Source organism: Mycobacterium montefiorense (assembly GCF_003112775.1).
GTDB lineage: Bacteria > Actinomycetota > Actinomycetes > Mycobacteriales > Mycobacteriaceae > Mycobacterium > Mycobacterium montefiorense.
This window is the reverse complement of sequence record NZ_BFCH01000036.1, coordinates 106886-131322: the sequence shown is the minus strand read 5'-3', so window position 1 is coordinate 131322 and position 24437 is coordinate 106886. Positions and strand designations below refer to the sequence as shown.

Annotated in this window: 29 protein-coding genes and 1 riboswitch; of the genes, 15 read left to right on the top strand and 14 right to left on the bottom strand. The window is 66.7% G+C overall.

Annotated elements, in window-relative coordinates:
- Window positions 1-4 precede the first annotated feature (4 nt).
- On the top strand, window positions 5-1210 hold the full coding sequence (gene moeA / locus DB708_RS24360) for a molybdopterin molybdotransferase MoeA (RefSeq protein WP_108926031.1): 1206 nt from the start codon (window positions 5-7) through the stop codon (window positions 1208-1210).
- Here moeA and DB708_RS24355 read toward each other — a convergent pair.
- On the bottom strand, window positions 1207-2364 hold the full coding sequence (locus DB708_RS24355) for an MFS transporter (RefSeq protein WP_108926030.1): 1158 nt from the start codon (window positions 2362-2364) through the stop codon (window positions 1207-1209). The two genes, moeA and DB708_RS24355, sit on opposite strands and share 4 nt — an antisense overlap.
- A 132-nt stretch (window positions 2365-2496) precedes the next feature.
- Between DB708_RS24355 and DB708_RS24350 the strand changes: the two genes are divergently transcribed.
- From DB708_RS24350 to DB708_RS24340, 3 genes are read left to right on the top strand one after another with little or no spacing between them, the layout of a single operon-like run.
- Window positions 2497-3228 (top strand): phosphatidylserine decarboxylase, encoded by a 732-nt coding sequence (locus DB708_RS24350; protein ID WP_235616928.1) that lies wholly within the window; start codon window positions 2497-2499, stop codon window positions 3226-3228.
- Window positions 3225-4118 (top strand): CDP-diacylglycerol--serine O-phosphatidyltransferase, encoded by an 894-nt coding sequence (pssA, locus tag DB708_RS24345; RefSeq protein WP_108926028.1) that lies wholly within the window; start codon window positions 3225-3227, stop codon window positions 4116-4118. The genes DB708_RS24350 and pssA overlap by 4 nt, the downstream gene beginning before the upstream one ends.
- Window positions 4115-6286: an AAA family ATPase gene (locus DB708_RS24340; RefSeq protein ID WP_108926027.1), complete on the top strand. Its 2172-nt coding sequence runs from the start codon at window positions 4115-4117 to the stop codon at window positions 6284-6286. Before pssA ends, DB708_RS24340 begins: the two co-directional genes overlap by 4 nt.
- On the opposite strand, the gene DB708_RS24335 is transcribed toward DB708_RS24340, so the two are convergent.
- Window positions 6260-6868, bottom strand: a complete 609-nt coding sequence (locus DB708_RS24335; protein ID WP_108926026.1) for a TetR/AcrR family transcriptional regulator — start codon at window positions 6866-6868, stop codon at window positions 6260-6262. The two genes, DB708_RS24340 and DB708_RS24335, sit on opposite strands and share 27 nt — an antisense overlap.
- A 21-nt stretch (window positions 6869-6889) precedes the next feature.
- Here DB708_RS24335 and DB708_RS24330 point away from each other — a divergent pair, with 21 nt between their 5' ends.
- Together DB708_RS24330 and DB708_RS24325 are read left to right on the top strand one after the other, a co-directional pair.
- Entirely contained in the window at window positions 6890-7711 is an 822-nt protein-coding gene (locus DB708_RS24330) for a DUF2867 domain-containing protein (RefSeq protein ID WP_108926025.1), read from the top strand.
- A gap of 67 nt (window positions 7712-7778) precedes the next feature.
- Window positions 7779-8708 (top strand): SDR family NAD(P)-dependent oxidoreductase, encoded by a 930-nt coding sequence (locus DB708_RS24325; protein WP_108926024.1) that lies wholly within the window; start codon window positions 7779-7781, stop codon window positions 8706-8708.
- Between the two features lie 18 nt (window positions 8709-8726).
- Here DB708_RS24325 and DB708_RS24320 read toward each other — a convergent pair whose 3' ends face one another.
- Genes DB708_RS24320 through DB708_RS24290 form a run of 7 tightly spaced genes read right to left on the bottom strand, consistent with a single transcriptional unit; the run spans window position 8727 to window position 13902 of the window.
- Window positions 8727-9545: an enoyl-CoA hydratase-related protein gene (locus tag DB708_RS24320; RefSeq protein WP_108926023.1), complete on the bottom strand. Its 819-nt coding sequence runs from the start codon at window positions 9543-9545 to the stop codon at window positions 8727-8729.
- Window positions 9542-10564, bottom strand: a complete 1023-nt coding sequence (locus tag DB708_RS24315; RefSeq protein ID WP_108926022.1) for a TIGR03617 family F420-dependent LLM class oxidoreductase — start codon at window positions 10562-10564, stop codon at window positions 9542-9544. Before DB708_RS24315 ends, DB708_RS24320 begins: the two co-directional genes overlap by 4 nt.
- Window positions 10565-10611: 47 nt before the next feature.
- A complete protein-coding gene (locus DB708_RS24310) occupies window positions 10612-11235 on the bottom strand; it encodes an LON peptidase substrate-binding domain-containing protein (protein WP_108926021.1) in 624 nt (207 codons plus the stop codon).
- A complete protein-coding gene (locus DB708_RS24305) occupies window positions 11235-12365 on the bottom strand; it encodes a glutamate--cysteine ligase (protein WP_108926020.1) in 1131 nt (376 codons plus the stop codon). Before DB708_RS24305 ends, DB708_RS24310 begins: the two co-directional genes overlap by 1 nt.
- A complete protein-coding gene (sodC, locus tag DB708_RS24300; RefSeq protein WP_108926019.1) occupies window positions 12355-13062 on the bottom strand; it encodes a superoxide dismutase[Cu-Zn] in 708 nt (235 codons plus the stop codon). Before sodC ends, DB708_RS24305 begins: the two co-directional genes overlap by 11 nt.
- A 32-nt stretch (window positions 13063-13094) precedes the next feature.
- Complete coding sequence (locus DB708_RS24295) at window positions 13095-13574, bottom strand: LytR C-terminal domain-containing protein (RefSeq protein WP_108926018.1); 480 nt, start codon at window positions 13572-13574, stop codon at window positions 13095-13097.
- Between the two features lie 19 nt (window positions 13575-13593).
- Window positions 13594-13902: a DUF3263 domain-containing protein gene (locus DB708_RS24290; RefSeq protein WP_003873790.1), complete on the bottom strand. Its 309-nt coding sequence runs from the start codon at window positions 13900-13902 to the stop codon at window positions 13594-13596.
- Between the two features lie 200 nt (window positions 13903-14102).
- Between DB708_RS24290 and DB708_RS24285 the strand changes: the two genes are divergently transcribed.
- The 4 genes from DB708_RS24285 to DB708_RS24270 all read left to right on the top strand — a co-directional run bounded on the left by DB708_RS24285 (window position 14103) and on the right by DB708_RS24270 (window position 16968).
- Complete coding sequence (locus DB708_RS24285; RefSeq protein WP_108926017.1) at window positions 14103-14696, top strand: peptide deformylase; 594 nt, start codon at window positions 14103-14105, stop codon at window positions 14694-14696.
- Complete coding sequence (locus DB708_RS24280; protein ID WP_108926016.1) at window positions 14696-15481, top strand: GNAT family N-acetyltransferase, cg3035/Rv0428c family; 786 nt, start codon at window positions 14696-14698, stop codon at window positions 15479-15481. Before DB708_RS24285 ends, DB708_RS24280 begins: the two co-directional genes overlap by 1 nt.
- A 71-nt stretch (window positions 15482-15552) precedes the next feature.
- Entirely contained in the window at window positions 15553-16359 is an 807-nt protein-coding gene (locus DB708_RS24275) for an exodeoxyribonuclease III (protein WP_201263624.1), read from the top strand.
- A 171-nt stretch (window positions 16360-16530) separates the two neighbouring features.
- The gene (locus DB708_RS24270) at window positions 16531-16968 is read left to right on the top strand and encodes a hypothetical protein (protein ID WP_108926014.1); all 438 of its coding nucleotides are present in this window, start codon (window positions 16531-16533) and stop codon (window positions 16966-16968) included.
- A gap of 12 nt (window positions 16969-16980) precedes the next feature.
- Here DB708_RS24270 and DB708_RS28040 read toward each other — a convergent pair whose 3' ends face one another.
- A complete protein-coding gene (locus DB708_RS28040; RefSeq protein WP_108926013.1) occupies window positions 16981-17235 on the bottom strand; it encodes an Rv1535 domain-containing protein in 255 nt (84 codons plus the stop codon).
- Between the two features lie 63 nt (window positions 17236-17298).
- Between DB708_RS28040 and DB708_RS24260 the strand changes: the two genes are divergently transcribed.
- Entirely contained in the window at window positions 17299-17574 is a 276-nt protein-coding gene (locus DB708_RS24260) for a hypothetical protein (protein ID WP_108926278.1), read from the top strand.
- 5 nt (window positions 17575-17579) lie between these two features.
- Here DB708_RS24260 and DB708_RS24255 read toward each other — a convergent pair whose 3' ends face one another.
- Window positions 17580-18299 carry a PAS and ANTAR domain-containing protein gene (locus DB708_RS24255; RefSeq protein ID WP_108926012.1) on the bottom strand — a complete coding sequence of 240 codons (720 nt, stop codon included), beginning with the start codon at window positions 18297-18299 and terminating at the stop codon, window positions 17580-17582.
- 174 nt (window positions 18300-18473) lie between these two features.
- A riboswitch (TPP riboswitch) is annotated at window positions 18474-18584 on the top strand.
- On the opposite strand from DB708_RS24255, the gene thiC reads away from it, so the two are divergent.
- The 3 genes from thiC to DB708_RS24240 all read left to right on the top strand — a co-directional run bounded on the left by thiC (window position 18575) and on the right by DB708_RS24240 (window position 21733).
- A complete protein-coding gene (thiC, locus tag DB708_RS24250) occupies window positions 18575-20215 on the top strand; it encodes a phosphomethylpyrimidine synthase ThiC (RefSeq protein ID WP_108926277.1) in 1641 nt (546 codons plus the stop codon). Its footprint overlaps the riboswitch before it by 10 nt.
- Window positions 20212-21039 carry a bifunctional hydroxymethylpyrimidine kinase/phosphomethylpyrimidine kinase gene (gene thiD, locus DB708_RS24245; protein WP_108926011.1) on the top strand — a complete coding sequence of 276 codons (828 nt, stop codon included), beginning with the start codon at window positions 20212-20214 and terminating at the stop codon, window positions 21037-21039. Before thiC ends, thiD begins: the two co-directional genes overlap by 4 nt.
- Before the next feature lie 73 nt (window positions 21040-21112).
- Complete coding sequence (locus DB708_RS24240) at window positions 21113-21733, top strand: alpha/beta hydrolase family protein (RefSeq protein WP_108926010.1); 621 nt, start codon at window positions 21113-21115, stop codon at window positions 21731-21733.
- 4 nt (window positions 21734-21737) lie between these two features.
- Here DB708_RS24240 and DB708_RS24235 read toward each other — a convergent pair whose 3' ends face one another.
- On the bottom strand, window positions 21738-22016 hold the full coding sequence (locus tag DB708_RS24235; protein WP_108926009.1) for a hypothetical protein: 279 nt from the start codon (window positions 22014-22016) through the stop codon (window positions 21738-21740).
- Window positions 22017-22093: 77 nt separating this feature from the next.
- Between DB708_RS24235 and DB708_RS24230 the strand changes: the two genes are divergently transcribed.
- The gene (locus tag DB708_RS24230) at window positions 22094-22282 is read left to right on the top strand and encodes a hypothetical protein (RefSeq protein WP_372510866.1); all 189 of its coding nucleotides are present in this window, start codon (window positions 22094-22096) and stop codon (window positions 22280-22282) included.
- A gap of 37 nt (window positions 22283-22319) precedes the next feature.
- Here DB708_RS24230 and DB708_RS24225 read toward each other — a convergent pair whose 3' ends face one another.
- Window positions 22320-22811, bottom strand: coding sequence for a DUF4190 domain-containing protein (locus DB708_RS24225; protein ID WP_235616927.1), 492 nt, complete (start codon window positions 22809-22811; stop codon window positions 22320-22322).
- A gap of 73 nt (window positions 22812-22884) precedes the next feature.
- Entirely contained in the window at window positions 22885-24381 is a 1497-nt protein-coding gene (locus DB708_RS24220; RefSeq protein ID WP_201263608.1) for a neutral zinc metallopeptidase, read from the bottom strand.
- Window positions 24382-24437 lie beyond the last annotated feature (56 nt).

The following is a 24437-nucleotide window of genomic DNA, read 5'->3' as shown; positions in this document are numbered from 1 at the left end:
CCGGGTGCGGTCAGTCGAAGAGCATCAGCGCGTCGTAGCGGCAATGATCAGTGCCCGCCCCGCCGTCACGGTCCCGCTGGCGCAGGCGCAAGGCCTGGTCCTGGCCGACGACGTGGTTGCCGACCTGGCGCTGCCGGTTTTCGACAACTCCGCGATGGACGGATACGCGGTGCGCGCCGAGGACACGGCGGACGCCACGCCCGAGCATCCGGTGGTACTGCCGGTCGCCGAGGACATTCCGGCCGGGCGCATCGATCAGTTGACGCTGCAACCCGGGACCGCGCACCGGATTATGACCGGCGCGCCACTGCCGGCCGGGGCGACGGGCATTGTGCCGGTGGAGAACACCGATGGCGGCGTCGACTCGGTCGCGATCCGCTCAGGTTCACCGCCCGGCAAGCACATCCGTCGCGCGGGCGAGGACGTGGCACCGGGCACCACCGTGCTGCGCAAGGGCCAGGTCGTCACGCCGGCAGTGCTGGGCCTGGCCGCGGCGCTGGGATTGCCGGGGCTATCCGTGATCCCACGGCAGCGGGTGCTGGTGATCTCGACCGGAACGGAGCTGGTGACGCCGGGCACCCCGCTGCTGGCCGGACAGATCTACGAGTCCAACTCGATCATGCTGGCCGGGGCCGTGCGTGAAGCGGGCGCGGACGTGAGCGCCGTCGCGACCGCCGAAGACGACGTCGAGCAGTTCAGCTCGATCCTGGATCGGCACGCGGGGAACGCGGACCTGATCATCACCAGCGGCGGAGTCAGCGCCGGCGCCTACGAGGTCGTCAAAGACGCCTTTGGTCGTGAGGGTGATCAGGGAGTCGAATTCGTCAAGGTGGCAATGCAACCGGGGATGCCCCAGGGCATCGGGCGGGTCGCCGGCACGACGATCGTCACCCTGCCCGGCAACCCGGTCAGCGCGCTGGTGTCCTTCGAGGTGTTCATCCGTCCGGCGCTGCGCACGGCCATGGGCCTACCAGACCCACACCGCCCGCACCGGCCCGCGGTTCTCGCCGAGTCGTTGACCTCACCGCGGGGCAAGCGTCAGTTCCGCCGCGCGATCTTCGACACCGACGGCGGCAGCGTGCTCAGCTACGGCCCGCCGGCCTCACACCATCTGCGCTGGCTCGCCTCGGCGAACGGACTCCTCGACATCCCCGAGGATGTCGAGGAGGTGTCCGCCGGAACCGAGCTGCAGGTCTGGGATCTGAGCTAAGGCGCCCGGTGAAAGTCGTCGGCGGCCTGGAACGCAGAGGTACACCGGATTGCGATCGCGGCCACGCTCACCATCACCGGAATGGTCACCAGCGCTCCCGGCAATCCAATCCGGTCGGCGAGATGGCCGATCAGCGGCGGCCCCAACAGATAGCCCAGCCAGCCCCCGGCAGCCACGATCGCAATCGCCGACCCTGCGTTGCCCGCAGAGTAGGCGGCGCTGAACGCGGTGGGAACCAGCAGCGCCACGCCGGCACCCAGGCAGGCGAAGCCGATCACGCTGACGACGGGGCTGGCCACCACCAGCGTCACACTCATCGTGATCGCCGCGAACAGGGCTAAAACGGGCAGTAGCCGACGGGCGGAAAAACGTGCCTGTAGCCGGGTGGCCCCCAACCGGGTGACCACCATCAGCAAGGTGTACGCGGCGTAGCTCAGCGCGGCCACGCCGGGGCTGGCACCGACGACGTTGCGTGAGTAGGTGGTCGACCAGTCCGACGCAGCGCCCTCGGTCAGAAAGGACGCGAAGGACACTGCGGCAAGCACGCCCACCGTGGCCGTCAACCCCGAGCGCCTCCTCGAGCGCGCTCTCGAATCGCCGGCGTCCGCCTGCTCGGCTACCAGGTACCGGGTGAACGGTCCCGCGACAACGAGGACGACGATCCCCACGACCGTCAACAGCGGGCTCAGGCCGACTCCGGCGGTCACAGCGGCCGCACCGGTGCTTGCTCCGAGCAATGCGCCCACACTCCACATGCCGTGGAAGCGAGCCATGATCGGCGCCCGCGCGAGCCGCTCGACGGTGGCGGCCTGGGTGTTCATCGCGACGTCCAATGCACCCTGAAACACGCCCCACACGGCCAGTGTCAGGAACAGCGACAGCTCGCAGGAGGCCACCCCAATAGTTGTTGTGGCGACGGCATAACCGACGAGGGTGACGGGAACCAACCGGCGGCTGCCCCACCGGGGTAGTGCCCAGTGGCAAAAGATCATGGCCGCGACGGAACCCAGCGGCGCACCGAACAGCGCCGTGCCCAGATCCGCGTTGGACAGACCGAGCTGGGCTTTGACTTGGGGGATATAGGCGACCCAGGACGCGGCCATCACCGCATGCGCCGTGAAGACGACGGTGACGGTGATTTTTGCGTGACGCAGCTGTCGTACCGAGATGTTGTGAGTTTGCGCCTGCGTCGAAATCGGTGGACCTCCTGCGTCGTGATAGTTAAATCCTTACCGCTGTGGCCCGGGCGAACCCGAAGGCCGCCCACGCTCCGTAAGATGACGCGGGTGGCACGACGCCCCCGCCCTTCCACTGAGGAAGGCCCGTCCTACCAGGGCCCGACGGTCAGCCCACGGCACATGCTCGAATTGGTGCGCGAGACCGTTCCGCCGGTGCATCCCGCCGGCCTGCCGTTCATCTCGGCCGGCTTGGCGCTGGCAGTCCTCGGACACAACCACCGGTGGCCCCGTCGGGCCGGCCTGCTAACCGCCGCTGCCTGCGCGGCGTTCTTCCGGCACCCGCCGCGAGTGCCGCCCACCAAACCCGGTGTTGTCGTCGCCCCGGCCGACGGCCTGATCTGCCTGGTCGACTCCGCCGTCCCGCCCGCCGAACTCAGCATGGGCGACGCGCCGCTACCGCGGGTCAGCATCTTCCTGTCGATCCTGGACGCCCACGTGCAGCGCGCCCCGGTCGGCGGCGAAGTGATCGCCGTGCAGCACCGGCCCGGCCGCTTCGGGTCGGCCGACCTGCCGTCGGCGAGCGACGAGAACGAGCGCACCAGCGTGCGGATCCGGACCGACAGTGGCGCCGAGGTAGTCGCCGTGCAGATCGCCGGACTCATCGCGCGCCGCATCGTGTGCGACGCGCACGTCGGAGACAAGCTGGCCATCGGTGACACCTACGGCCTGATCCGGTTCGGCTCACGGCTGGACACCTACCTGCCACCGGGCACCGCGCCGATCGTCGCCGTCGGGCAGCGCGCGGTGGGCGGCGAAACCGTATTGGCCGACCTGCCATGACCAACAAGATCCGGGGCCGGGCAGTCAACCTGCAGATCCTGCCCAGTGCGATGACGGTGCTGTCCATCTGCGCGGGGCTGACTTCCATCAAGTTCGCCCTCGAGCACCAGCCGAAGGCCGCTATGGCGCTGATCGCCGCCGCTGCGATTCTCGACGGGCTGGACGGCCGGGTAGCCCGCATCCTGGACGCGCAATCGCGGCTCGGTGAGGAGATCGACTCGCTGGCCGACGCGGTGAACTTCGGGGTGACGCCCGCGATCGTGCTCTACGTGACGCTGCTGTCGGCCTCGCCGGCCGGCTGGATCGTGGTGCTGCTGTACGCGGTGTGCGTGGTGCTGCGACTGGCCCGGTTCAACGCGCTGCAGGACGACGGGACCCAGCCGGCCTATGCGCACGAATTCTTCGTCGGGATGCCCGCCCCGGCGGGCGCGATCTCGATGATCGGCCTGATCGGACTCAAATTGCAGTTCGGTGCCGGCTGGTGGTCGTCGCCGGTGTTTCTGTGCATCTGGATCACCGGGACGTCGATACTGATGATCAGCAAACTTCCGATGCGCAAGATGCATGCGGCAGCGGTGCCACCGAACTGGGCGGCCCCGCTGCTGGCCATCCTGGCGATCTGCGCGGCGGCGGCGGTGTTGGCGCCCTACGTTCTAATCTGGGTGATCATCATCGCCTACCTGTGCCATGTCCCATTCGCACTGCGCCACCAGCGCTGGCTGGCCGCGCACCCGGAAGTGTGGGACGAAAAACCCGAGCAACGGCGTGCCGTGCGGCGCGCCAGCCGCCGCGCACAGCCCAGCCGGCGGCCGATAGTCCGGCTGGGAAGACCGGGCGGGCGATCGATGGCACGACTGGGACTGCGTAAGCCCGGTGGACGATTGCCATGACCCGCGCGGGCTCGGGCCAGCTGACGCTGACCGCCCGGCTGAACACCTCAGCCGTCGACTCGCGCCGCGGTGTCATCAGGATGCACCCCAATGCTGTTGCCGCTCTTGGCATCCGGGAGTGGGACGCGGTATCGCTGACCGGATTGCGAACCACCGCCGCGGTGGCCGGGCTGGCCGATCGGGCGATCCCGGTGAGTACGGTGCTGCTCGACGACGTGACGCTGTCCAACGCCGGGCTGCGCGAGGGCACCGCGGTGATCGTCAGCGCCGTCACGGTGTACGGCGCACGATCGGTCACGCTGAACGGCTCTTCGCTTGCCACCCAATCGATTACCTCCGCCCACCTACGCCAGGCCCTGCTCGGCAAGGTGATGACCGTGGGCGACGCGGTGTCACTGCTGCCCCGCGACCTGGGCCCCGGCACGTCGACGTCGGTCGCCAGCCGGGCACTGGCGTCGGCGGTCGGGATCAGCTGGACGTCGGAGTTGCTCACCGTCACCGGCGTTGACCCCGACGGTCCGGTGAGTGTGCAGCCGAACTCGTTGGTCACCTGGGGCGACGGCGTTCCGATCGGCGCCCTCGCACCCCGGCCGGAATCGGTCGCGGTCGCCGATCCCGCCATCGGAGTCGATGATCTCAAAGGATCGCAGGTTCAGGCCGGCAAGCTCAGCGAATGGCTCAAGCTGGCGCTCGATGAACCGCACCTGCTGAAAACCCTTGGCGCCACGACGAATCTGGGTGTGCTGGTGTCGGGCCCGGCCGGCGTCGGCAAGGCGACGATGGTGCGCGCGGTGTGCGCGGGCCGCAGGCTGGTCGCACTCGACGGCCCGGAGGTGGGCGCGCTGGCGGCCGAGGACCGGCTCAAAACCGTGGCCGCCGCGGTGACCGCGGTCCGTGGCGACGGCGGCGTGCTGCTGATCACCGATGCCGACGCACTGCTGCCGGAGACCGCCGAACCGGTGGCCGCCCTTGTGCTCGCCGAGCTGCGCACCGCGGTGGCCACCGACGGCGTCGCGCTGATCGCCACGTCCGCGCGACCAGACCAGCTCGATCCCCGGCTGCGCTCCCCCGAGCTGTGCGACCGGGAACTGGGCTTGCCGCTGCCCGACGGCGCGACCCGCAAAGCGCTGCTGGAGACACTGCTGAAATCCGTACCCACCGGCGAGCTGGACCTCGATGAAATCGCAGGGCGTACACCGGGTTTCGTTGCCGCCGATCTGGCCGCGCTGGTACGAGAGGCGGCGCTGCGGGCGGCGTCTCGGGCCAGTGCCGACGGTCAACCGCCCAAGCTGAACCAGGAGGATCTGGTCGGTGCGCTGAGCGTCATCCGGCCGCTGTCCCGCTCGGCCAGCGAGGAGCTGACCGTCGGCAACGTGACGCTCGACGATGTCGGCGACATGACCGAAGCCAAGCAGGCGCTGACCGAAGCGGTGCTGTGGCCGCTGCAGCACCCCGACACCTTCGCACGCCTCGGTGTCGATCCGCCGCGCGGCGTGCTGCTCTATGGGCCGCCCGGCTGCGGCAAGACCTTTGTGGTCCGCGCGCTGGCCAGCACCGGGCAACTGAGCGTGCACGCCGTCAAAGGCTCCGAGCTGATGGACAAATGGGTGGGCGCCTCGGAGAAGGCGGTCCGCGAGTTATTCCGGCGCGCAAGGGATTCGGCGCCGTCGCTGGTGTTTCTCGACGAAGTGGACGCGCTGGCGCCCCGGCGCGGGCAGAGCTTCGACTCCGGCGTGACCGACCGGGTGGTGGCCTCGCTGCTGACCGAGCTCGACGGCATCGACCCGCTACGCGACGTCGTGGTGTTGGGCGCCACCAACCGGCCCGATCTGATCGACCCCGCGCTGCTGCGGCCCGGCCGCCTGGAGCGACTGGTGTTCGTCGAACCGCCCGACGCCGCGGCCCGCCGCGAAATCCTGCGGACCGCAGCCAAGTCCATTCCGCTGAGCGCCGATGTCGATCTCGACGACATCGCCGCCGAACTCGACGGGTATAGCGCAGCCGACTGCGTGGCCCTGCTGCGCGAGGCCGCGCTCACCGCGATGCGCCGATCCATCGACGCCGCCGACGTGACCGCCGCCGACTTGGCGGCGGCGGTCAAAACCGTGCGGCCCTCGCTGGACCCCGACCAGGTCGATTCGCTACGGGCGTTCGCCAAAGCTCTCTAGCAGCGCCCGCACCGACGCCGCGACGTCGGCTTCCAGCCAGGTCGGCATCGCGTCGTCGTGGGCATGCCGCCGAACCACGGCATAGGGCAGGTCGGCGACCGCGCGTGCGACGGCGTCGACGGATCGGGCATCTTTGCGCCCGTATAGTTTTCGGGCCAGGGCGCCGACCCGCTCGGTCAGCGGCGCGTTCATGGCGGCCACCGTCTGCTGAAATTGTGCGTCGGGCTCCTCATCGAGCAGGTCGGCAGGGCGAATGGTCAATAACAGCCGGGCATCGGCCGGGAGTTCACGTGCGAAGCTGATCGCGGCGACGGCCATCGCGACCCCGGTTTCGGTCGGGGTATCGGCCGTGTTGGTCTCCGAGGCCGCCATCGCGCGGGACTGGAAGCGTTCCAGCGCACGCAGCCACGCCGCCGTCAGGATCCCGTCGCGACTGCCGAAGCGGTGATACAACGTGCCGGCCGGTGCGCCGCTGGATTTCGCGATCGCCGCCACACTGGCCGCACGCGGCCCACCCTCGAGCACCAGCGCCCGGGCAGCGTCGAGGATCACATCGGTTTCATGCTTCCGCGGAGGAGCCATGATCTAGTACATTCCTTCTATATGGAACGATTACCCTATATCGATGAGCATGCCATAACGATCGACGCGAATCGCGCAGAAACGTGGTCGGCGCTGCAACGAGTCATGTGTCGCAACCCGCACGACCCGACCACCGTGCCAACCGGTTTCGTGCTCGAGGAAGCCCGCGAGCCCGAGCGGTTCACGTGCAAAGGCCGCCACCCGTTCGCGGTCTACCGCTGGGTGTTCGAGTTGGATGCCGAAGCGGCCGAGCGCACCCGGGTGCGCTCGGCGACCTGGGCCGCCTTCCCCGGTGTGCAGGGAAAGATCTATCGCGCGCTGGTCATCGGCACTGGCGGACACCGGGTCGCGGTGCGATGGACACTGAAACGCATTGCGGCGGCGGTGCTGGCCGAGCAGTCCGAAACCGGCGAGACCGCGTCTGACTACACGGATGTCTTCGAAGTCCCGATCCCGCATGGCGACACACGCGGTGCCGAACAGATGTTTCGCGCTGCGCTGAAAGCGCAACGACGTGCCGGCATCGTGTTGTGGATTCACGGGCACATATTGAGATTTCGGCTGGGTCCGCCGTCCTCGCCCGATTACGTAATCGGCTGGAAAATCGTGCATTCGGATCCGGATGCGATCGTGCTGACGACGAACGGCCCGCTGATGCGCGGCGAGCTGACGCTGCGACGTGAGGACGGTCGGCGTGCCACACTCACCACTCGCGTGCACTATCACCGCAAGGTCGCTGCCAGGACGGTCTGGGCCGCGGTCGGGCCTCTGCATCGGATTGTGGCACCGCGGTTGATGCAGCGCGCCGCCCGGGCGCTACCGCCGAGTCTGGCGCCGAGATAGCAGAATTGCCCCGAATTCGTCCATAGCCCCCGCACTTGACGGCTCGGGTGTTGTTTACGCTGGCACGGTGAGCGAACGCCGGACCGCCCTGCAGGCTGTCGAGGGAGTCGACCTGTCCGGCAAGGCCTGTGTGATCACCGGTGCGTCGTCCGGTCTCGGCCTTGAGTCGGCGCGGGCGCTGGCCGCCGCGGGCGCCCACGTGATTCTGGCCGCTCGCAATCGGGATGCACTCACCGAGGCCACCGAGCGGGTGCGGACCGAAGTACCGGGTGCGCAGATCTCGACCGTCGAGCTCGACCTGACCGCACTGCCCAGCGTTCGCGCGGCCGCGGCGGCTATCCGCGACATCACGCCGGCGGTGCATGTGTTGATGAACAACGCCGGCGTGATGTTCACGTCGTTCGGCCGGACCCGTGATGGCTTCGAATTGCAGATCGGGACAAATCATTTCGGTCACTTCGAGCTCACCCGGCTGCTTGTCCCGCAGCTGGCCGCCGCACAGGGCGCCCGGCTGGTGATCCTGTCTTCCGGGGGCCACGTGATGGGCGACGTGGATTTCGACGATCCCAATTGGGAGCACCGCGACTACAACAAGTTCCTCGCATACGGCGCGTCCAAGACGGCGAACATCCTGCACGCGATCGAGGCCGATCGGCGGCTGCGCGACTTGGGAATTCGCGCGTATGCCGTCCATCCCGGCACCGTCGCCACCTCGCTGGCGCGGCACATGTCCCGCGAGGACTTCTCCGACCTCCGCAAGCTCGTCGTGGACAACAGCGCGCTGCGCGGCGAATTGAGCGACGGCCGCCTCGACTTCTCCACTCCCGAGCAGGGCGCGGCCACCCAGGTGTGGGCCGCGGTATGCCCGGAACTGGCCGACCAGGGCGCGCTGTACCTGGAAGACTGCTGCATCAGCGAGAACGTCGCCCCGTACGCGCGCGACGAACAGCGGGCCGCACAGTTGTGGACACTCTCCGAGAAGCTGTGTGCCAACTGAGCCGGACCGCCCGCATACTCACGGCTCCGGCAGGATTTTCCAGTCGCGGGACACCTTGGAGGCGAACCGCGGGGGCCGTCGCTCGAAGAACGCCGCGACACCTTCACTCGCGTCGGCCGTGCCCATCACGCGGTGGTGCAACTGTGTTTCCAGGGAGGCGACCTGTCGCGGCGTGTAGTTGTGGATCGCGGTGTCCCACAACAACCGCTTAGACAAGGCCGCCGACATCGGCGCCACGTTGACCGCGATATCGCGCGCCATCTCCAGCGCGTGAGCGAACACCTGAGCGGCGGGCAGCGCCCGATTCGCGATGCCGAACTCGACTGCCTCGAGCCCGCTGAACGTGCGCCCGGTCAGCAACACCTCGGCGGCCACGCCCAGGTTGGTCAGCTGCGCCAGCGTCCAGTGCGACATGCAATCAGGTATCACGCCCCGTCGTACTTGCACCACACCGTATTTGGCGTCGTCGGCGACGATGCGAATGTCGGCCTGCAGCGCTATGGTCAGGCCGATCCCGATGGCATGTCCGTTGACGGCGGCGATCACGGGTTTGCGCAATTCGAAGGCTGCCGGGTCGATCGGTGACGCCGAGAACGTGCCATCGTCCTGCGGACTCTCGAACGGTGTTGTGCCACTGGAGAAATCGGCGCCGGCGCAAAAGGCGCGGCCCGCGCCGGTGACGACGATCGCCCGGACGTCGTCGTCCTCGTCGCACTCCCGGTACGCCCGGCTCAGCAGCGCACCCATCTCGGCGGTGTAGGCGTTGAGGTGGTCGGGCCGATTCAGCGTGAGCACCGCCACGCCCGCATCGATGTCAACCACCACATCACCGCTCATCGTCGTGCGGGGCTCCGGTGTAGGGCGCCGATCAGCTCCGCGATGTCAGCGCCCGATGGCGTGTAACCGGGGAAGTAGCAACACACTTCGTCGACGTGCTCGCCGAACCGTACGACCAGCTGCTCGGCACACTGCTCGGGGGTTCCGACGACCCCGATCCGGGCCACCATGTCATCGGTGATCAGCGCGCGCATCTCGGCGAAGCGCCCCTGCTTGGACAGCACATTGAGTTCCGGCTGGATATCCGCCCAGCCCTCGACCTCGAGCACCGGCAGGTAGGCCGGTGTCGAGCCGTAGAAGGCGATCAGCGAGGCGACGCCGTTGACGGCGGTGGCCAGGTCCGCATCGTTGCTGCCGACCGCGACCATGGCCTGGGCGATCACCTCAAACTCGTCAACGGACCGCTCCGAACGGCGCAGTCCCTCGCTGATCGCGGGAATGGTGCGTTCGGCGAAGTGACGGGTGCTGTTGAAAGGCATCACCAGCAGGCCGTCGGCAATTTCGGCCGCGGTGCGCGTCATGATCGGGCCGAGTGCCCCCATCAACACCGGAGGCGGTCCGAACGGGTTGGGGCCCGGGTTGAAGTTGGGCGCCATCAGGGTGTGGGTGAAGAACTCACCGCGAAAGTCCAAGCGGGACTGACCTTCCCACGCCGCGAATATCGCCTTGATCGCCGCGATCGTTTCAGCCATCCGCGCTGCCGGGCGATCCCACTTACTGCCATAGCGCTTTTCGATGTGGACTTTGATCTGCGAGCCCAGGCCGAGCCGGAACCTGCCGCCGCCCAAGACCTGCAGATCGTAGGCGGCATGCGCCATGTGCAATGGACTGCGTGGCGCGGCGATCGCGACGTTGGTCATCAAGTCCAGGCTGGTCTCGTTGGCGGCGATGATCAGTGGGAAGAACACGTCGTGCTGACCCTCGAAGGTGAACACGCCGTCGGCACCCGTCTCGGCGATCTCGGCCGCGCTCGCCGACGCCCCGGTCGGCGAGCCGTTGACCTGCAAATGTACTTTCACTCAACCATCCAGTCGCGCAATCAGTTTCCCTATAGGAAAGCACACCGCTACTCGGACAAACCGAACTCCACCACCTCGGTGATCGCGTCGACCGCCTCGCTCAGTGCCGTGAGCCGGCCGGCCGCCGACGGTGCCGATAGCACGGCGTAGCGGTCGGCCGCACCGATCGGGATACGGCTGGCCAACGTGAACAGGTGCTGTCCCGGGTCGGCTTCTCCCGAACCCAGCAGCGCCTCCCGGTCCGGCAGCACGGCGTCGCGCGCTTGGGCGATCCGCTCGAACAAGGCCATGATCCGGTCTTCGACGTCGAGCAGCTGCGCCTGCGTTACCTCGTCACCCGCCTCGTCCGGCCACGGTCGCGCGACAGCCCGCGGGTAGGGATCGTCGGGCAGCCACTCGGACACCCGAATTCGCTCGCCGGTCCGGCAGCCAATGGAGTACCGGTCCGCGCCCTCGTCGACGCATTCGGTGATTCGGGACAGCACACCGACATCGCATCGCGTATCACCGCCACCGACCTCGCGGCCGCGTGAGATCAGCACCACGCCGAAGGGTTCCCCGGTGTCGACGCAGTGCCGCACCAGCGCGACGTAGCGAGGCTCGAAGATACGCAGCGGCAGATCCTGGTTCGGCAGAAACGCCGTCTCCAGCGGAAACATCGCCAGCTCCATCAGATCTCCAGCTCGCCCACCAATGCATCGACGACCGCGCGCAGATCGCCGTCGTGCTCTTCGGCCACTCGCCGCTGCCGCTGGTAGGAACCGCCGTGGCGCGAGATCTCCTCCACCGCAGTGAGTTCGTCGGAACAGTTCAGCAATTTGGCGACCGGCTCCAACCGGTTAAGGAGATCGGCGAGATCATCGGTGACCAGGCGCTCGTTGCTGTCGGCGTCCAGGATGATCACCGCGTCCAGCCCGTAGCGTGCCGCGCGCCACTTGTTCTCTTGGTTGTGCCACGGCGGCATCGTCGGCAACGACTCGTCGGCTTCCAGCCTGCGATCCAGGTCGACCACCAGGCAGTGCGTCAGCGCGACCAGGGCGCTCAGCTCACGCAGGTTGGAGACCCCGTCGCAGACTCGCACCTCGATGGTGCCCAGACGCGGCGAAGGCCTGATATCCCAACGGACTTCGTCGACATGGTCGATGATGCCGGTCTTCTTCTGGTCGTAGACGAACCCTTCGAATTCCGGCCAAGTCTGAAACTGGAACGGCAGCCCGGCGGTCGGCAACTGCTGGAACATCATGGCCCGGTTGCTGGCGTATCCGGTGTCCACGCCGGTCCACCACGGGGAGGATGCCGACAGCGCCAGCAGGTGCGGGTAGTACCGAAGCAGCGACGTCATGATCGGCATCACCTTGTGCGCCGAGGAGATCCCGACGTGCACGTGCACGCCCCAGATCAGCATCTGCCGGCCCCACCACTGGGTGCGCTTGATCAGCTCGGCATAGCGGGGAGCGTCGGTCAGCTTCTGGGTGCTCCACTGCGCGAACGGGTGGGCGCCGGCGCAGAACAGCTCCATGCCGCGATCCCGAACGATCTGGCGTGCGGGGCCCAAGGTTTCGCGGAGATCCTCGATCGCCTGCCCGGTGCACTCGCAGATGCCGCTGACCACCTCAACGGTGTTGCGCAGCAATTCCTTGTGCACACGCGGATTCTCGCCGATTTCGGCGATGACTGAGGTGGCCTCGTTACTCAGGTCGCGGGTTTGTGCGTCGACGAGTGCGAACTCCCATTCGACGCCGAGTGTCGGCCGCGGCGACCGGGCGAAATCGATGTGGGCGAGGGGCCTTTTAGCCGGCACCAATGACACCGCACGCAACTCGCTTGCCGGAGTCACCAGTGCTCATCGTGGTCGCATCCGGACCTGGCGTCCCGTTGGTCTGGCTGTAGCGCTCCGGCGGGATGTTGGCGAAGTTGTCCGCGCCCGCGTGGATGATGATCGCGGTCTTCTCACCCGTCAACAGATCCTCCATGGTGAAGGCATCCGTGGATGTCACCAACGTGCCAACACCGTCCCGACGAACCTGCAGCGAGGTGAGGTCCCCGCTGGCCGGCTCGGTCGAGTGGCCCGGCGCCTGGAAGTGCCCACCGGCCGAGAGGAAGTCGCCGGGCGCACCGCCGGTGGGGCCAACCGAATTGGCTTCGCACTTGCCCACTTTGTGAATGTGCACCCCGTGAAAGCCGGGCGCGATTTCGCCAACACCGGTTGTCGCGATCGTGATGGTGGCGTAGCCATTGCTGAAGTCGAACTTGGCGGTAGCGACCTGGGTTCCGTCGGGCGCTCTGAGGGTGGTGACGCTCGGGTGTCCGGCGCCCTCGCCTTCGGCCCCCGCGGTGCCCGAGGGCGCGGGAGATCCCGTCCAGATGGCCGGCGTGGTGCCCGGGACCGACGACGCGTGCTGGGGCGAGGAGCACGCACTCAGCAACGCGATGCTGGTGGCCGCGGACAGTGCGGACATGGTGACAACGACCTTGCGGTGACCGGCAAGCGTAGGCATAGCGAGAGCCTAACCCGGCTCACGACGCGGAGTCAGCCCGCAACCAAGACGATGACGCCGGGCGGTTCGCCGCTGAGCGCGGGGATACGCGGTTCGACGGGCGCGTTCAAGTTCTTGCCCACCGCGTCCGCGGTGGCGTGCTCACCGTCGGCGTCGGTGAAGTAGACCGTCGTGACCGTCACATCGGGTAGCGAGAGGTTCCCGACGTCGACGACCTTGAAGCCGCCGGCCTTCAGTTGGTCCGCGGCGCGTCCGGCAACGCCGTCCTTGCCGGAGATGTTGAACACATGGATATCTGCGTCGGTCGCCGCGGGCTTCGGGCTCGTCGAGGTCGAGGCGGGAGCGCTGGAACTGGTCGCGCTCGAGGCCGCCGAGGCCGAATCGTCGTCGGACTTCCCGGAGGAACTCAGGGCCTGCCACCCAAGCAGCAAGAAGATGACGCCGAGGAACAACAACACCATCACCATGGCCCGCAGTGGTAGCCCCGTGGAGTCGGGAACGCGCTCTTTCATCGAGCCCTACTGTAGCTAGTCAGGTCACCTCGAAGCCGAGGCGGCGCGCTGCGCGCGCCTTCTGACGGCTGGCACGCAGCCGTCGCAACCGCTTCACCAGCATCGGATCGGCAGCCAGGGCCTCCGGCCGATCCACGAGCGCGTTGAGCACTTGGTAGTAACGCGTCGCCGACATCGAGAACAGCTCTTTGATCGCGTCTTCCTTGACACCGGCGAACTTCCACCACTGACGTTCGAAGGCCAGGATGTCATGTTCGCGTCGGGTCAGCCCATCGGCGATTTCAGCATCGTCCCCCGATCGATTTGCCCGCGCCATGGCGCTGTCCATATCGCTTCCCCTGGACCCTTCCGCCGAATTCCCTGTAGCTCTACTGACATGACTTATATCGGGGCATGTTTCGGCGAATATTGAATCACGCCGCGAACCCTCAAGCGTTCATCCAGACCCGCGAGTCGGCCGATTGCCTTGATTGCTTACTAGGCGACCCCGCCCGCCGGGCATCGTCGCCGGGCTTAAGCTAGCCGACCATGGCAGTCGTACCCATTCGTATCGTGGGCGATCCGGTGTTGCACACCTCGACACAACCGGTGCCCGTCGACGCCGACGGTTCACTACCGGCGGACCTCGCCGGGTTGATCTCCGACATGTACGACACCATGGACGCCGCCCACGGCGTCGGGTTGGCCGCCAATCAGATCGGACATAGCCTGCGGCTGTTCGTCTACGACTGTGCCGACGATCGCGGAATGACCGAACGCCGCCGCGGTGTGATCATCAACCCCATCCTGGAAACCTCCGAGATACCCGAGACCATGCCCGACCCAGGCGACGACGACGAGGGTTGTCTGTCGGTTCCCGGCGAGTCATTCCCTACCGGGCGCGCGACCTGGGCACGGGTCACGGGTCTGGACGCCGACGGCAAACCGGTCACCATCGAGGGCACCGGGCTGTTCGCCCGGATGTTGCAACACGAGACCGGGCACCTCGATGGATTCCTCTACGTGGACCGCCTGATCGGCCGGCACGCCCGCGCCGCGAAACGTACCGTCAAATCCCACGGCTGGGGCGTACCCGGGCTGTCCTGGACGCCGGGCGAAGGACCGGATCCGTTCGGTCACTGATGGTCTCGTGGCCCGAGCTCGGAACCCGGGTGACGGTTCGCTACCGGCGCCGGCCCGGTTCGGTGCCGCCGCTGACGGATGCGGTTGGCCACCTGTTGGCGGTCGATCCGATGGTGCGGGTGCGGACAAAGACCGGCGCAGTCGTCGAGTTCGCGGCCGCCGACGTGGTGGCGTTGCGGGTGCTGACCGACACGCCGGTGCGCACCTCGGCAATTCGTGCACTCGAGCACGCCGCCGCGGCGGCCCGGGCCGGCTCGGAACAAGCCTGGCTCGACGGCTGGCTGCTGCGGGCCGGGCCCGAAGCCGGCCATTCCGCCAATTCTGCTGTGCCACTGGATATTTCTGCTCAGATCAGCTCCGTCCCGGCGATCGTCGCCTGGTACGGCCGTCGTGGACTGAACCCGTGGCTGGCCATCCCGGACCGCTTGTTGGCGCTGCCGCCGGGCTGGACGAGCGAACACACCGAGCGCGTGCTGGTGCGCGACGTGCGTGAGTTCGCCGCCCATCAGCCCGACCCGTCCATCGCCGGATCGGATCCACCCGCGGGTGCGGCGGTGACAGATGCGCCCGACGGCATTCGGTGGGTGGGACTTTCGGCTCCGTGCGTCTGCGATAGCCGGCTCTGCGAAGCGCTGCTGGCCTGGGGTGCACAGCACGGCGCCACCCGCGGCTATATCGCGGTGCCCGAGCATGATGACGCCGGGCTTGCCGAAGGTCTGGGCTTCCGGCTGCACCACAGCCGTCGCTACTTGCAAGCCCGACCGGACGCCTGGGATACCTTCTAGCCATGCCCGACGGCACTGTTGATGGCGGCGACCCGCTTCACCCGGCTTCGCCGCGCTTGCGATCGCCGGGCATGCGACTCGCGACCTGGAACGTCAACTCGATTCGCACTCGCTTGGACCGCGTCGTCGATTGGCTCGGTCGCGCCGAGGTCGACGTGCTGGCCATGCAAGAGACCAAGTGCTCCGACGGCCAGTTCCCCGCGCTGCCGTTCGTGGAACTCGGCTACGAGGTCGCGCACGTAGGCTTCAATCAGTGGAACGGCGTGGCGATCGCCTCACGCGTGGGCCTGGACAACGTGCAGATCGGATTCGACGGCCAGCCCACCTGGAGCAGCAAGCCGGAAGTGGCCGCCACGGCGGAAGCCCGCGCGCTGGGCGCCACCTGCGGCGGCGTCCGGGTGTGGAGTCTGTACGTGCCCAACGGCCGCGCCCTGGCTGATCCGCACTACACCTACAAGCTGGATTGGCTTGCCGCCCTGCGTGATACGGCGGCAGGCTGGCTGCGCGACGACCCCAGTGCGCAGATCGCGATGGTCGGCGACTGGAACGTCGCCCCGACCGACGAAGACGTGTGGAGCACCGAATTCTTCGAAGGCGCCACGCATGTGTCCGAGCCGGAACGCCAAGCGTTCAACGCCATCGTCGACGCGCAATTCAGCGACGTAGTAAGGCCTTTCACCCCAGGCCCCGGGGTCTACACGTATTGGGATTACACTCAGCTCCGGTTTCCGAAAAAGCAAGGCATGCGCATCGACTTCATCCTCGGCTCACCGGCGCTGGCCGACCGGGTAGCCGCCGCGCAAATCGTGCGAGACGAACGCAAAGGCAAGGCGCCCAGCGATCATGCGCCGGTTTTGGTCGACCTGTTTGCCGAGTGATCCGCGGAAATTCCTGACGCCTTTGCGTTGTCTGGGCGTTTCCGACGTGGCAGCATTTTCCCCTGTTAGGTGCGTGAACAGTATTCGTTGCGGCTGTTAACTCCCCGTTCGGCGGGTATACATGTTGCTACGCGGTTTGCGTCGAGAGCAACCGAGGAACCGGGAGTCATCATGGGTGTCGTCGGAGGGGCAGTCCGCAACGTAGGGAAAACAGTTAATCGCGCGGCAGATGCGGCTACCGCGGCCGCCGGCGCCGTCGGAGGTGCTGCAGTCAACGGAATCGTCGGTGGCGTAACCGGAGCCGCCGAGGGCATCAAGCGCGGCATCAACTCAGGTAGTCATTCGACACCTGCCGCCGCACTGGCCATCGGCGCGCTTGGCTTTGCCGGGCTGGTCGAGTGGCCGGTGCTGTTGGCCGTCGGTGGCGGCGCGTTGGTGTTGCGCCGGCTGAATCAGAAGCCACCGGCGCCGGCGAAGGCCAGCCTCAAACCGGTGCCCACCGAGCCGACGTCACAAAAGGCCGCACCGCGAAAATCCGCTGCCAAGTCGCCCGCCAAGAAGACGGCAGGACGTCGGGCGGGCACCGCCGAGTTGCGCAGCACCAACTGACAGCGGTCCGACTCACGCCGACGCGCGCTGCGGCCGCCGGTGCGGCCTTCCTGAACCGTGTGCGGACGGGTCGGGACAGAGCCTTGCTTTCGGCCGCGGAGCTACCCGGGACGAAAACCGTGGATACCTGCGATACCTGCGATCGGGCTCGACAATCTCCACGATTCCGACGCGCCACAGAAGCGCATAGAGTTCAAGCAGCGGCACTCTGAGCACCGAAGCAACAGACGAAAATATCGGATCGGCCAGGGAGTCGGTCGTCGACATAGGTCTGACGGTGACCAAGTCACTCGGCGAATTGGGAAACGCTTCGTTACTGAAAGGCAAATGATGGCGGAAAAGAAAGCTCGCCGGGCAACGTCTCAGCGCGATGCGGTGGAGAAAGTTCGCGAAGGCGAAACCTTCGTGGTAAATCTGCCCCTGGTCGGCCAGACCGAGATTCCGCGGCCCGAACAGCTCGCTTACTACGGCGGTCTAGCCGCCCTGGCCGCCGTGGAACTCATCGACTGGCCGGTCGCCCTGGTCATCGCGGCCGGACACGTGCTGGCCAGCAATCACCACAACCGGCTGCTTGAAGAGATCGGCGAAGCGATGGAAGAGGTCTAGCGCCGCTAACGGCCGTTGTCGACGTGAATTCGCTCGTGAATCGTCAGCAACAGGTGGTCGACCTGGCTCTGGACGGCCGCTGACATCGGTGGCAGGGTGCTGACCTCGTGGATCAGTTGCTTGGCCAGCGTGCGCAGCTTGATATTGGTCTCTTGTGAACGCCACTGCAACACCCGGAACGCCTGGTCGGCGCTGACCCGGTAGACGGCCATCATCACGCCCTTGGCCTGCTCGATAGCCGCGCGGTTTTCGAACAGATCCGGCAACGCCTCGTCGAGCACTTCCTGGCGGCTCTCGTGAAAGGCTTCGTCAACGCCCGTGAGGTCGATGTAATAGCCGGCCGTCCCCGACACCGCACCCGACGAGTCCACAATCCGATCGGCCACGACGACCGCCTCGTGCACGCCCCCGCTCGTGTCGACAAACCGGTGACGGCTCGAGAACGACTCGCCGGAATGCAATGCGTGGTGGAGCAGATCCCGGACGTGTTGGCGGTCTTCGGGATGCTTGTGCGACAACATCAATTCGGTGGTCGGCGCTACCGTGCCGGGCTCGTAACCGTGCATCCGCGCAACCTCGTCGGACCACTCCCAGCGCTCACCGTCGAACCAGAACCGGAAACTGCCGACGTTCAGGTACGTCAGCGCGGCGTCCCCGGTCACGCTGGTCGGCTGATTCCGCGTCCGGGTGAAGGTCGCGGCGCCCGCTTCCTTGGGCTGCTGCACTCGTTCATCATTCCACTCCAGCGTGTTTCCGCCAGTGGGATCCGCTTATCAGGAACCGTTTCAGCGGCCCGACCTGGGCGATGTCTTCGCAATCTGGACGGCTGCTGCGCCCGTGCGGCGCAGCAGGGCCGTCGTGGGAGTAACGTCGCGTGCGGGCGGTTTTAGCCACCCAAAAATAAAAACCGCGGGAGCGCACGCCGAGTGTGCTGAGAGGACGGCTTGGGGCCGTCGACCGTACGAACCTGACCGGGTAATGCCGGCGTAGGGAGATGAAAATGACCGTTACCGTCGAACCATCCGTCACCACCGGACCGATCGCAGGCAGCAGCAAGGCTTACCGCGAAATAGAAAGCCCGGACGGGACCAAACTCCGGGTGCCACTGCGGCGGGTGCACCTGTCCACCGGAGACGACTTCGATCTCTACGACACTTCGGGGCCCTACACCGATCCGGGCGCGACGATCGACCTGGCGGCCGGGCTACCGGGGCGGCCCGGCCTGGTCCGTGACCGCGGCACTCAGCTGCAGCGTGCCCGGGCCGGCGAGATCACCGCGGAGATGGCGTTCATCGCGGCCCGCGAAGGCATGCCCGCCGAGCTGGTGCGCGACGAGGTTGCCCGCGGGCGTGCGGTCATCCCGGCCAACCACAACCACCCCGAGATCGAGCCGATGATCATCGGCAAGGCCTTCGCGACCAAGGTCAACGCCAACATCGGCAACTCGGCGGTGACGTCGTCGATCGCCGAGGAAGTCGACAAGATGGTGTGGGCCACCCGGTGGGGCGCCGACACCATCATGGACCTGTCTACCGGCAAGAACATTCACGAAACCCGCGAGTGGATCATGCGCAACTCACCGGTCCCGGTCGGCACCGTGCCGATCTACCAGGCGCTGGAAAAGACCAAGGGCGACCCGACCGAGCTGAGCTGGGAGCTTTACTGCGACACCGTGATCGAGCAATGCGAGCAGGGTGTGGACTACATGACCGTGCATGCCGGCGTGCTGCTGCGCTACGTCCCGCTGACCGCCAAGCGCGTCACCGGCATCGTGTCCCGCGGCGGCTCCATCATGGCCGCCTGGTGCCTGGCGCACCACCGGGAGTCGTTCCTGTACACCAACTTCGACGAGCTCTGCGAGATTTTTGCCCGTTACGACGTCACCTATTCCCTTGGCGACGGACTGCGACCGGGCTCGATCGCCGACGCCAACGACGCGGCGCAATTCGCCGAGCTGCGCACCCTGGGCGAGCTGACCAAGATCGCAAAATCCCATGGCGTGCAGGTGATGATCGAGGGCCCGGGACACGTTCCGATGCACAAGATCGTCGAGAACGTGCGACTGGAAGAGGAGTGGTGCGAGGAGGCCCCGTTCTACACGCTGGGCCCGCTGGCCACCGACATCGCGCCGGCCTACGACCACATCACCTCGGCGATCGGGGCGGCCATCATCGCCCAGGCCGGTACCGCGATGCTTTGCTATGTGACCCCAAAGGAGCACCTGGGCCTGCCGGACCGCAATGACGTCAAGGTTGGGGTAATCGCCTACAAGATCGCCGCACATGCCGGCGACCTGGCGAAGGGACACCCGCACGCCCAAGATCGCGACAACGCCTTGAGCACGGCGCGTTTCGAGTTCCGCTGGAACGACCAGTTCGCGCTGTCGTTGGATCCCGACACCGCGCGGGAATACCACGACGAGACGCTGCCGGCCGAGCCCGCCAAGACGGCGCACTTCTGCTCGATGTGCGGCCCGAAGTTCTGCTCGATGCGCATCACGCAAGACGTGCGCGACTACGCAGCAAAACACGGACTGGAAACCGAAGAGGACATCGAGGCCATGTTCGCCACCGGGATGGCGGAGAAGTCGGCCGAATTCGCCGACCACGGCAATCGGGTGTATCTGCCGATCACCCAGTGAGCTTCCTGCCGCTGCCACCGCCGGGCACGACGCCGCGTTGCGTGCTGTCCATCGCCGGGTCGGACTCGGGGGGCGGCGCCGGCATCGAAGCCGACATGCGCACCATCGCGATGCTGGGCGTGCACGCGTGCATCGCGGTCACGGCAGTCACCGTACAGAACACGTTGGGAGTCAAGAGCTTTCACGAGGTTCCCGACGATGTCGTCGCCGGCCAGATCGAAGCGGTGGTCACCGACATCGGCATCCAGGCCGCCAAGACCGGAATGTTGGCGTCGCCGCGCATCATTGACACGGTGGCAAGCACCTGGCGCCGGCTCGAGCTGACCGTGCCGCTGGTCGTCGACCCGGTAGCCGCATCCATGCACGGCGACGCGCTGATGGCGCCGGCGGCGCTGGATTCGCTTCGCAATCAACTGTTTCCGTTGGCCACGCTGGTGACACCGAATCTCGACGAGGTGCGCCTGCTGGTAGGCATCGACGTGGTGGACACCGAATCGCAGCGCGCCGCGGCGAAGACACTCCATGCGCTGGGCCCACGGTGGGTCCTGGTCAAGGGCGGTCATCTGCGGTCGTCGCAGCGCAGCTGCGACTTGCTGTATGACGGTACGGACTTCCACGAGTTCGATGCGCAGCGGATCACGACCGGCAACGACCACGGCGGCGGTGACACCCTGGCGGCCGCGATCGCCTGCGCGCTAGCCCACGACCTCACCATGCCCCAGGCCGTCGAGTTCGGGAAGCACTGGGTCACCGAGTGCCTACGTGCCGCCTATCCGCTCGGCCACGGCCACGGCCCGGTCTCCCCGTTGTTTCGGCTGTCATGATTGCCCGCCTCTCCCCCGCACGCGGGTGGTACCCCCACCTGGCTCCGTCCCGGACCATATCGTCGTCGGGCGCATGAATCTCGACCAGATCGCGGGCATCGCGCATGAACCCGCGGATAGCCCAAAAGGGATAGTGGTACTCACTCACGGCGCCGGAGGAGACCGTGAATCCGAACTGCTGCAACGGATTTGCGATGAGTGGGCGCTGCGCGGCTGGCTGGCGGTGCGCTATAACCTGCCTTACCGGCGCCGCCGGCCCAAAGGTCCGCCTTCGGGCTCGGCGGCAACCGATCGCGCCGGAATCGAAGAGGCAATCACCTTGTGCCGCCACCTTTCCAGTGGCCCGCTGGTCGCGGGCGGACACTCCTATGGAGGCCGGCAGACGTCGATGGTGGTGGCCGAGACCGACCCGGCGCAGGTCGACGTCTTGACGCTGTTCTCCTATCCGGTCCATCCGCCGGGCAAGCCGGAACGCCCCCGCACCGAACATCTGCGGAATATCCGGGTGCCGACCGTGTTCACGCACGGAACGTCGGACCCGTTCGGCACGCCGGCCGAGCTGCGCGATGCCGCCGCGTTGATCGCCGCACCGACGGAAATCGCCGAAATCGCCGGTGCGCGGCACGACTTGCGCTCCAAGACCCTCGATGTGCCCGCGCTCGCGGTCGACGCGGCGTTGCGGCTGTTGCACTGACGCGTTAGGACCCCGGCAGTGTGCACGTGGTGGGAAGCAGCAGAATCGCCGGCCACAGCGCAGCGGCTTCGCCGAACGCGGCGGCGTCCGAACCCGTGGGAATCACCTTGTCCCATTCGGCTTGGAGTTCGAGAACCCGATCGGCGTGGAAGAAGGCCCAGACGAAGCCGATGACCAGGTACGGCAGGGCGAGCCAGACGGCCAACTCGATCAGCGCTTGGACCGACACCCGATGCGCCAGCCCACGCCGAATGCGAGCCATTCCTGCCGCTAACGCTGCCATATGCGTAACGATAGGTGAGACACCGGGAAGGGGTGGGGTGGTTGATCACCAAGCTGCGCCAACTGCTGAACTACGAGATGACGGTGGCCGAGTGGATCGCACTCGCGGTGCTGCTCGGGATTCCCTACTCGATCGTCGGCCTAATCTGGTCATCGACACACACCAACCATCTTCGTGGTATGCAGGGCGCGGACCTGGTGGTGTCGTTTCTCGGCTCGATCGTCTCCTGGCCGGTGCTGATGTTTTCCAATGTCTGCATGACCTGACGCCGATAGCCCTGAGATCGGCTGAGCGCCTGAGTATTTAAGCGGCGATGCCTAGGATAGCCGGCGGTGCAACGGAGTCGATGACGAGGACCACGGCCGGAGCCCCGGAATACCGGTGGTGTTCCATGCTCCCGCTGATAACCGAGAAGATCCCGCCAATGATGCCGAACACGATCAGCACCGCACCGATAGCTATTCCGGCAATGGCCAACCCGCGCCCGCCTTCACCGGTCTGCTTGATCTTGCTCAGCGCGACGATGCCGAAGATGATGCCCAGGATGGGTCCGATGCCGCAGAGCCAGCCCAACAACGAGCAGACCAACGATGCGATGGCCATGCCATTGGTGCCGACGGCCGGCGGGTAACCGGGACCCGGCGGTGGCGGATAACCCGCTCCCGCAGGAGGTGGGTAGCCCGGGCCCGGTGGCGGCGGATAGCTCGGCCCCGGCGGGGGCGAATACCCTTGCCCCGGCCGGGGATATCCCGAGTCGCCCGGTGGCGGCGGATAGCTAGGCGGTTCTTCCGTCACAGACGCCTCCTCAAATCGAGTGGACCATACTCTACGCTGGGCGTCCTGCCTTGTCGCGAAGGAATTTCGGGGCTCACAAGGGGTAGCGCGAGTAGCACGCATCCATGTTGCCGGCCACGCCGCCACGGAACGCCGCTATTCGTGTGAAGCCGGCCGGCACGCTGGTCCCGTCCGCATCGCTGGCGACCATGCGATTGGTGAGCAAGCCGGCGACGGCCTCGTCGAGATCACCGGCGGTCAACAACAACTCCTTGTGCGAGGGGGTGTCGATCGGTTCAGCCATCTTCCGGTGCACCAAACCGGTCAGACACGCAGTCCGTAGCGCTGTCCACGGGCTCTGCATCGGCAGACCGCGTTCATGCTGTGCCGCAAGCGCGTATCTGGACATCACGATCGACAGCGCGGTGTCGTCACCTTGCGGCAAGGTGTGTTGATTCTCGTCGGACACTTTCGCCAACGCCGCCAGCCCGGCCAGGTCAACCATGATCGTGTTGGTGGCCGGGCAGTAGGACGCCGGCGGGCTGGGCTTCGCGTCGGGGCACCCGTCCGTCTTGAACGACAGCGTCGGCGGGTTCTTCGGTGAGAACACCTTGCCCAACAGCTCCATCAGCGTCGACAAGGTGTCTTCGTTGATCGGAACCTCACCCGTCTCCTGCTCGCCGTTCGGATCGGTCTGCAATGCCTTGGGCAGGTCGCCGCGGCGCTGGGTGATTTCCTGCTGATTGATCCCGGCGCAGGCCGATGCGCCGCTGATGAAGCCCATCTGGAAGGCACCGACCCGATCCAGGGCGGAGCCGTGCTCGTCGTCGTTCTCGGTGTCGGCATCCATCACCGGGTCACGGGTGGTGATGATCCCGGCTAACACATGGTCGAGCCCGTCGGCGGTACTCAGCGTGAAGCGCGGCGACTTGCCGGCGGCAACCCAATACAGATAGACGCCGGCGAAGCAGTCGGCCTGCTGCTCACGAACGATGGTGGGGTCCTTTTTCGTCACCAGTTTCGCCATCTGCTGCAACGCGTGTCCGAACTCGTGCGCCAGCACACCGGGGACGGACATGTCGCCGAAATAGCGTTGCGCGACAGGCATGAACACCCCGCGATCCCAGGCGATCAGGTTGCAGCGCGACGTGAAAAAGGCGTTGACGAGCTTGTACGTTTCGTTGTGGCAAACGATGGGGCTGCTCGGATCGTTGGAGTCGTAAGAGACGAGTTTGGCGACGGGAAGGAAGGTTCCCTTCAGCGACTCGCTGTACGTCGATTTCCAGTAGTCCTCAATGTCGTTGACCGACAGCAACGCCAACTTGTCGATCGCCCCGTTGTCGGTGTTGACCACGGTGCCGTCGGTCGCGGGTCCGTTCGGGCGCGGCCCACTGGGACCGTTGGTAGCCCGAAGGTCCCCGACATGGAATGGGTCGTTGAGCATCGACAAGGCCCGCCCTTCGAGGACGGTGGTGCACCCCGCTACCACGAGCACCGCCGCTGCACAGGCAATTACCGCCTGAAGCGAACCGGTCACGGTGCGCCGGCGATAGCCGTGGCACCGACGTCGAGTTTGCCCGCGGTTCATCATGACCTACCTCATCCCGACCGGCTGCACGGCAGCATCAAAGGGTTCTCATTCTAGAT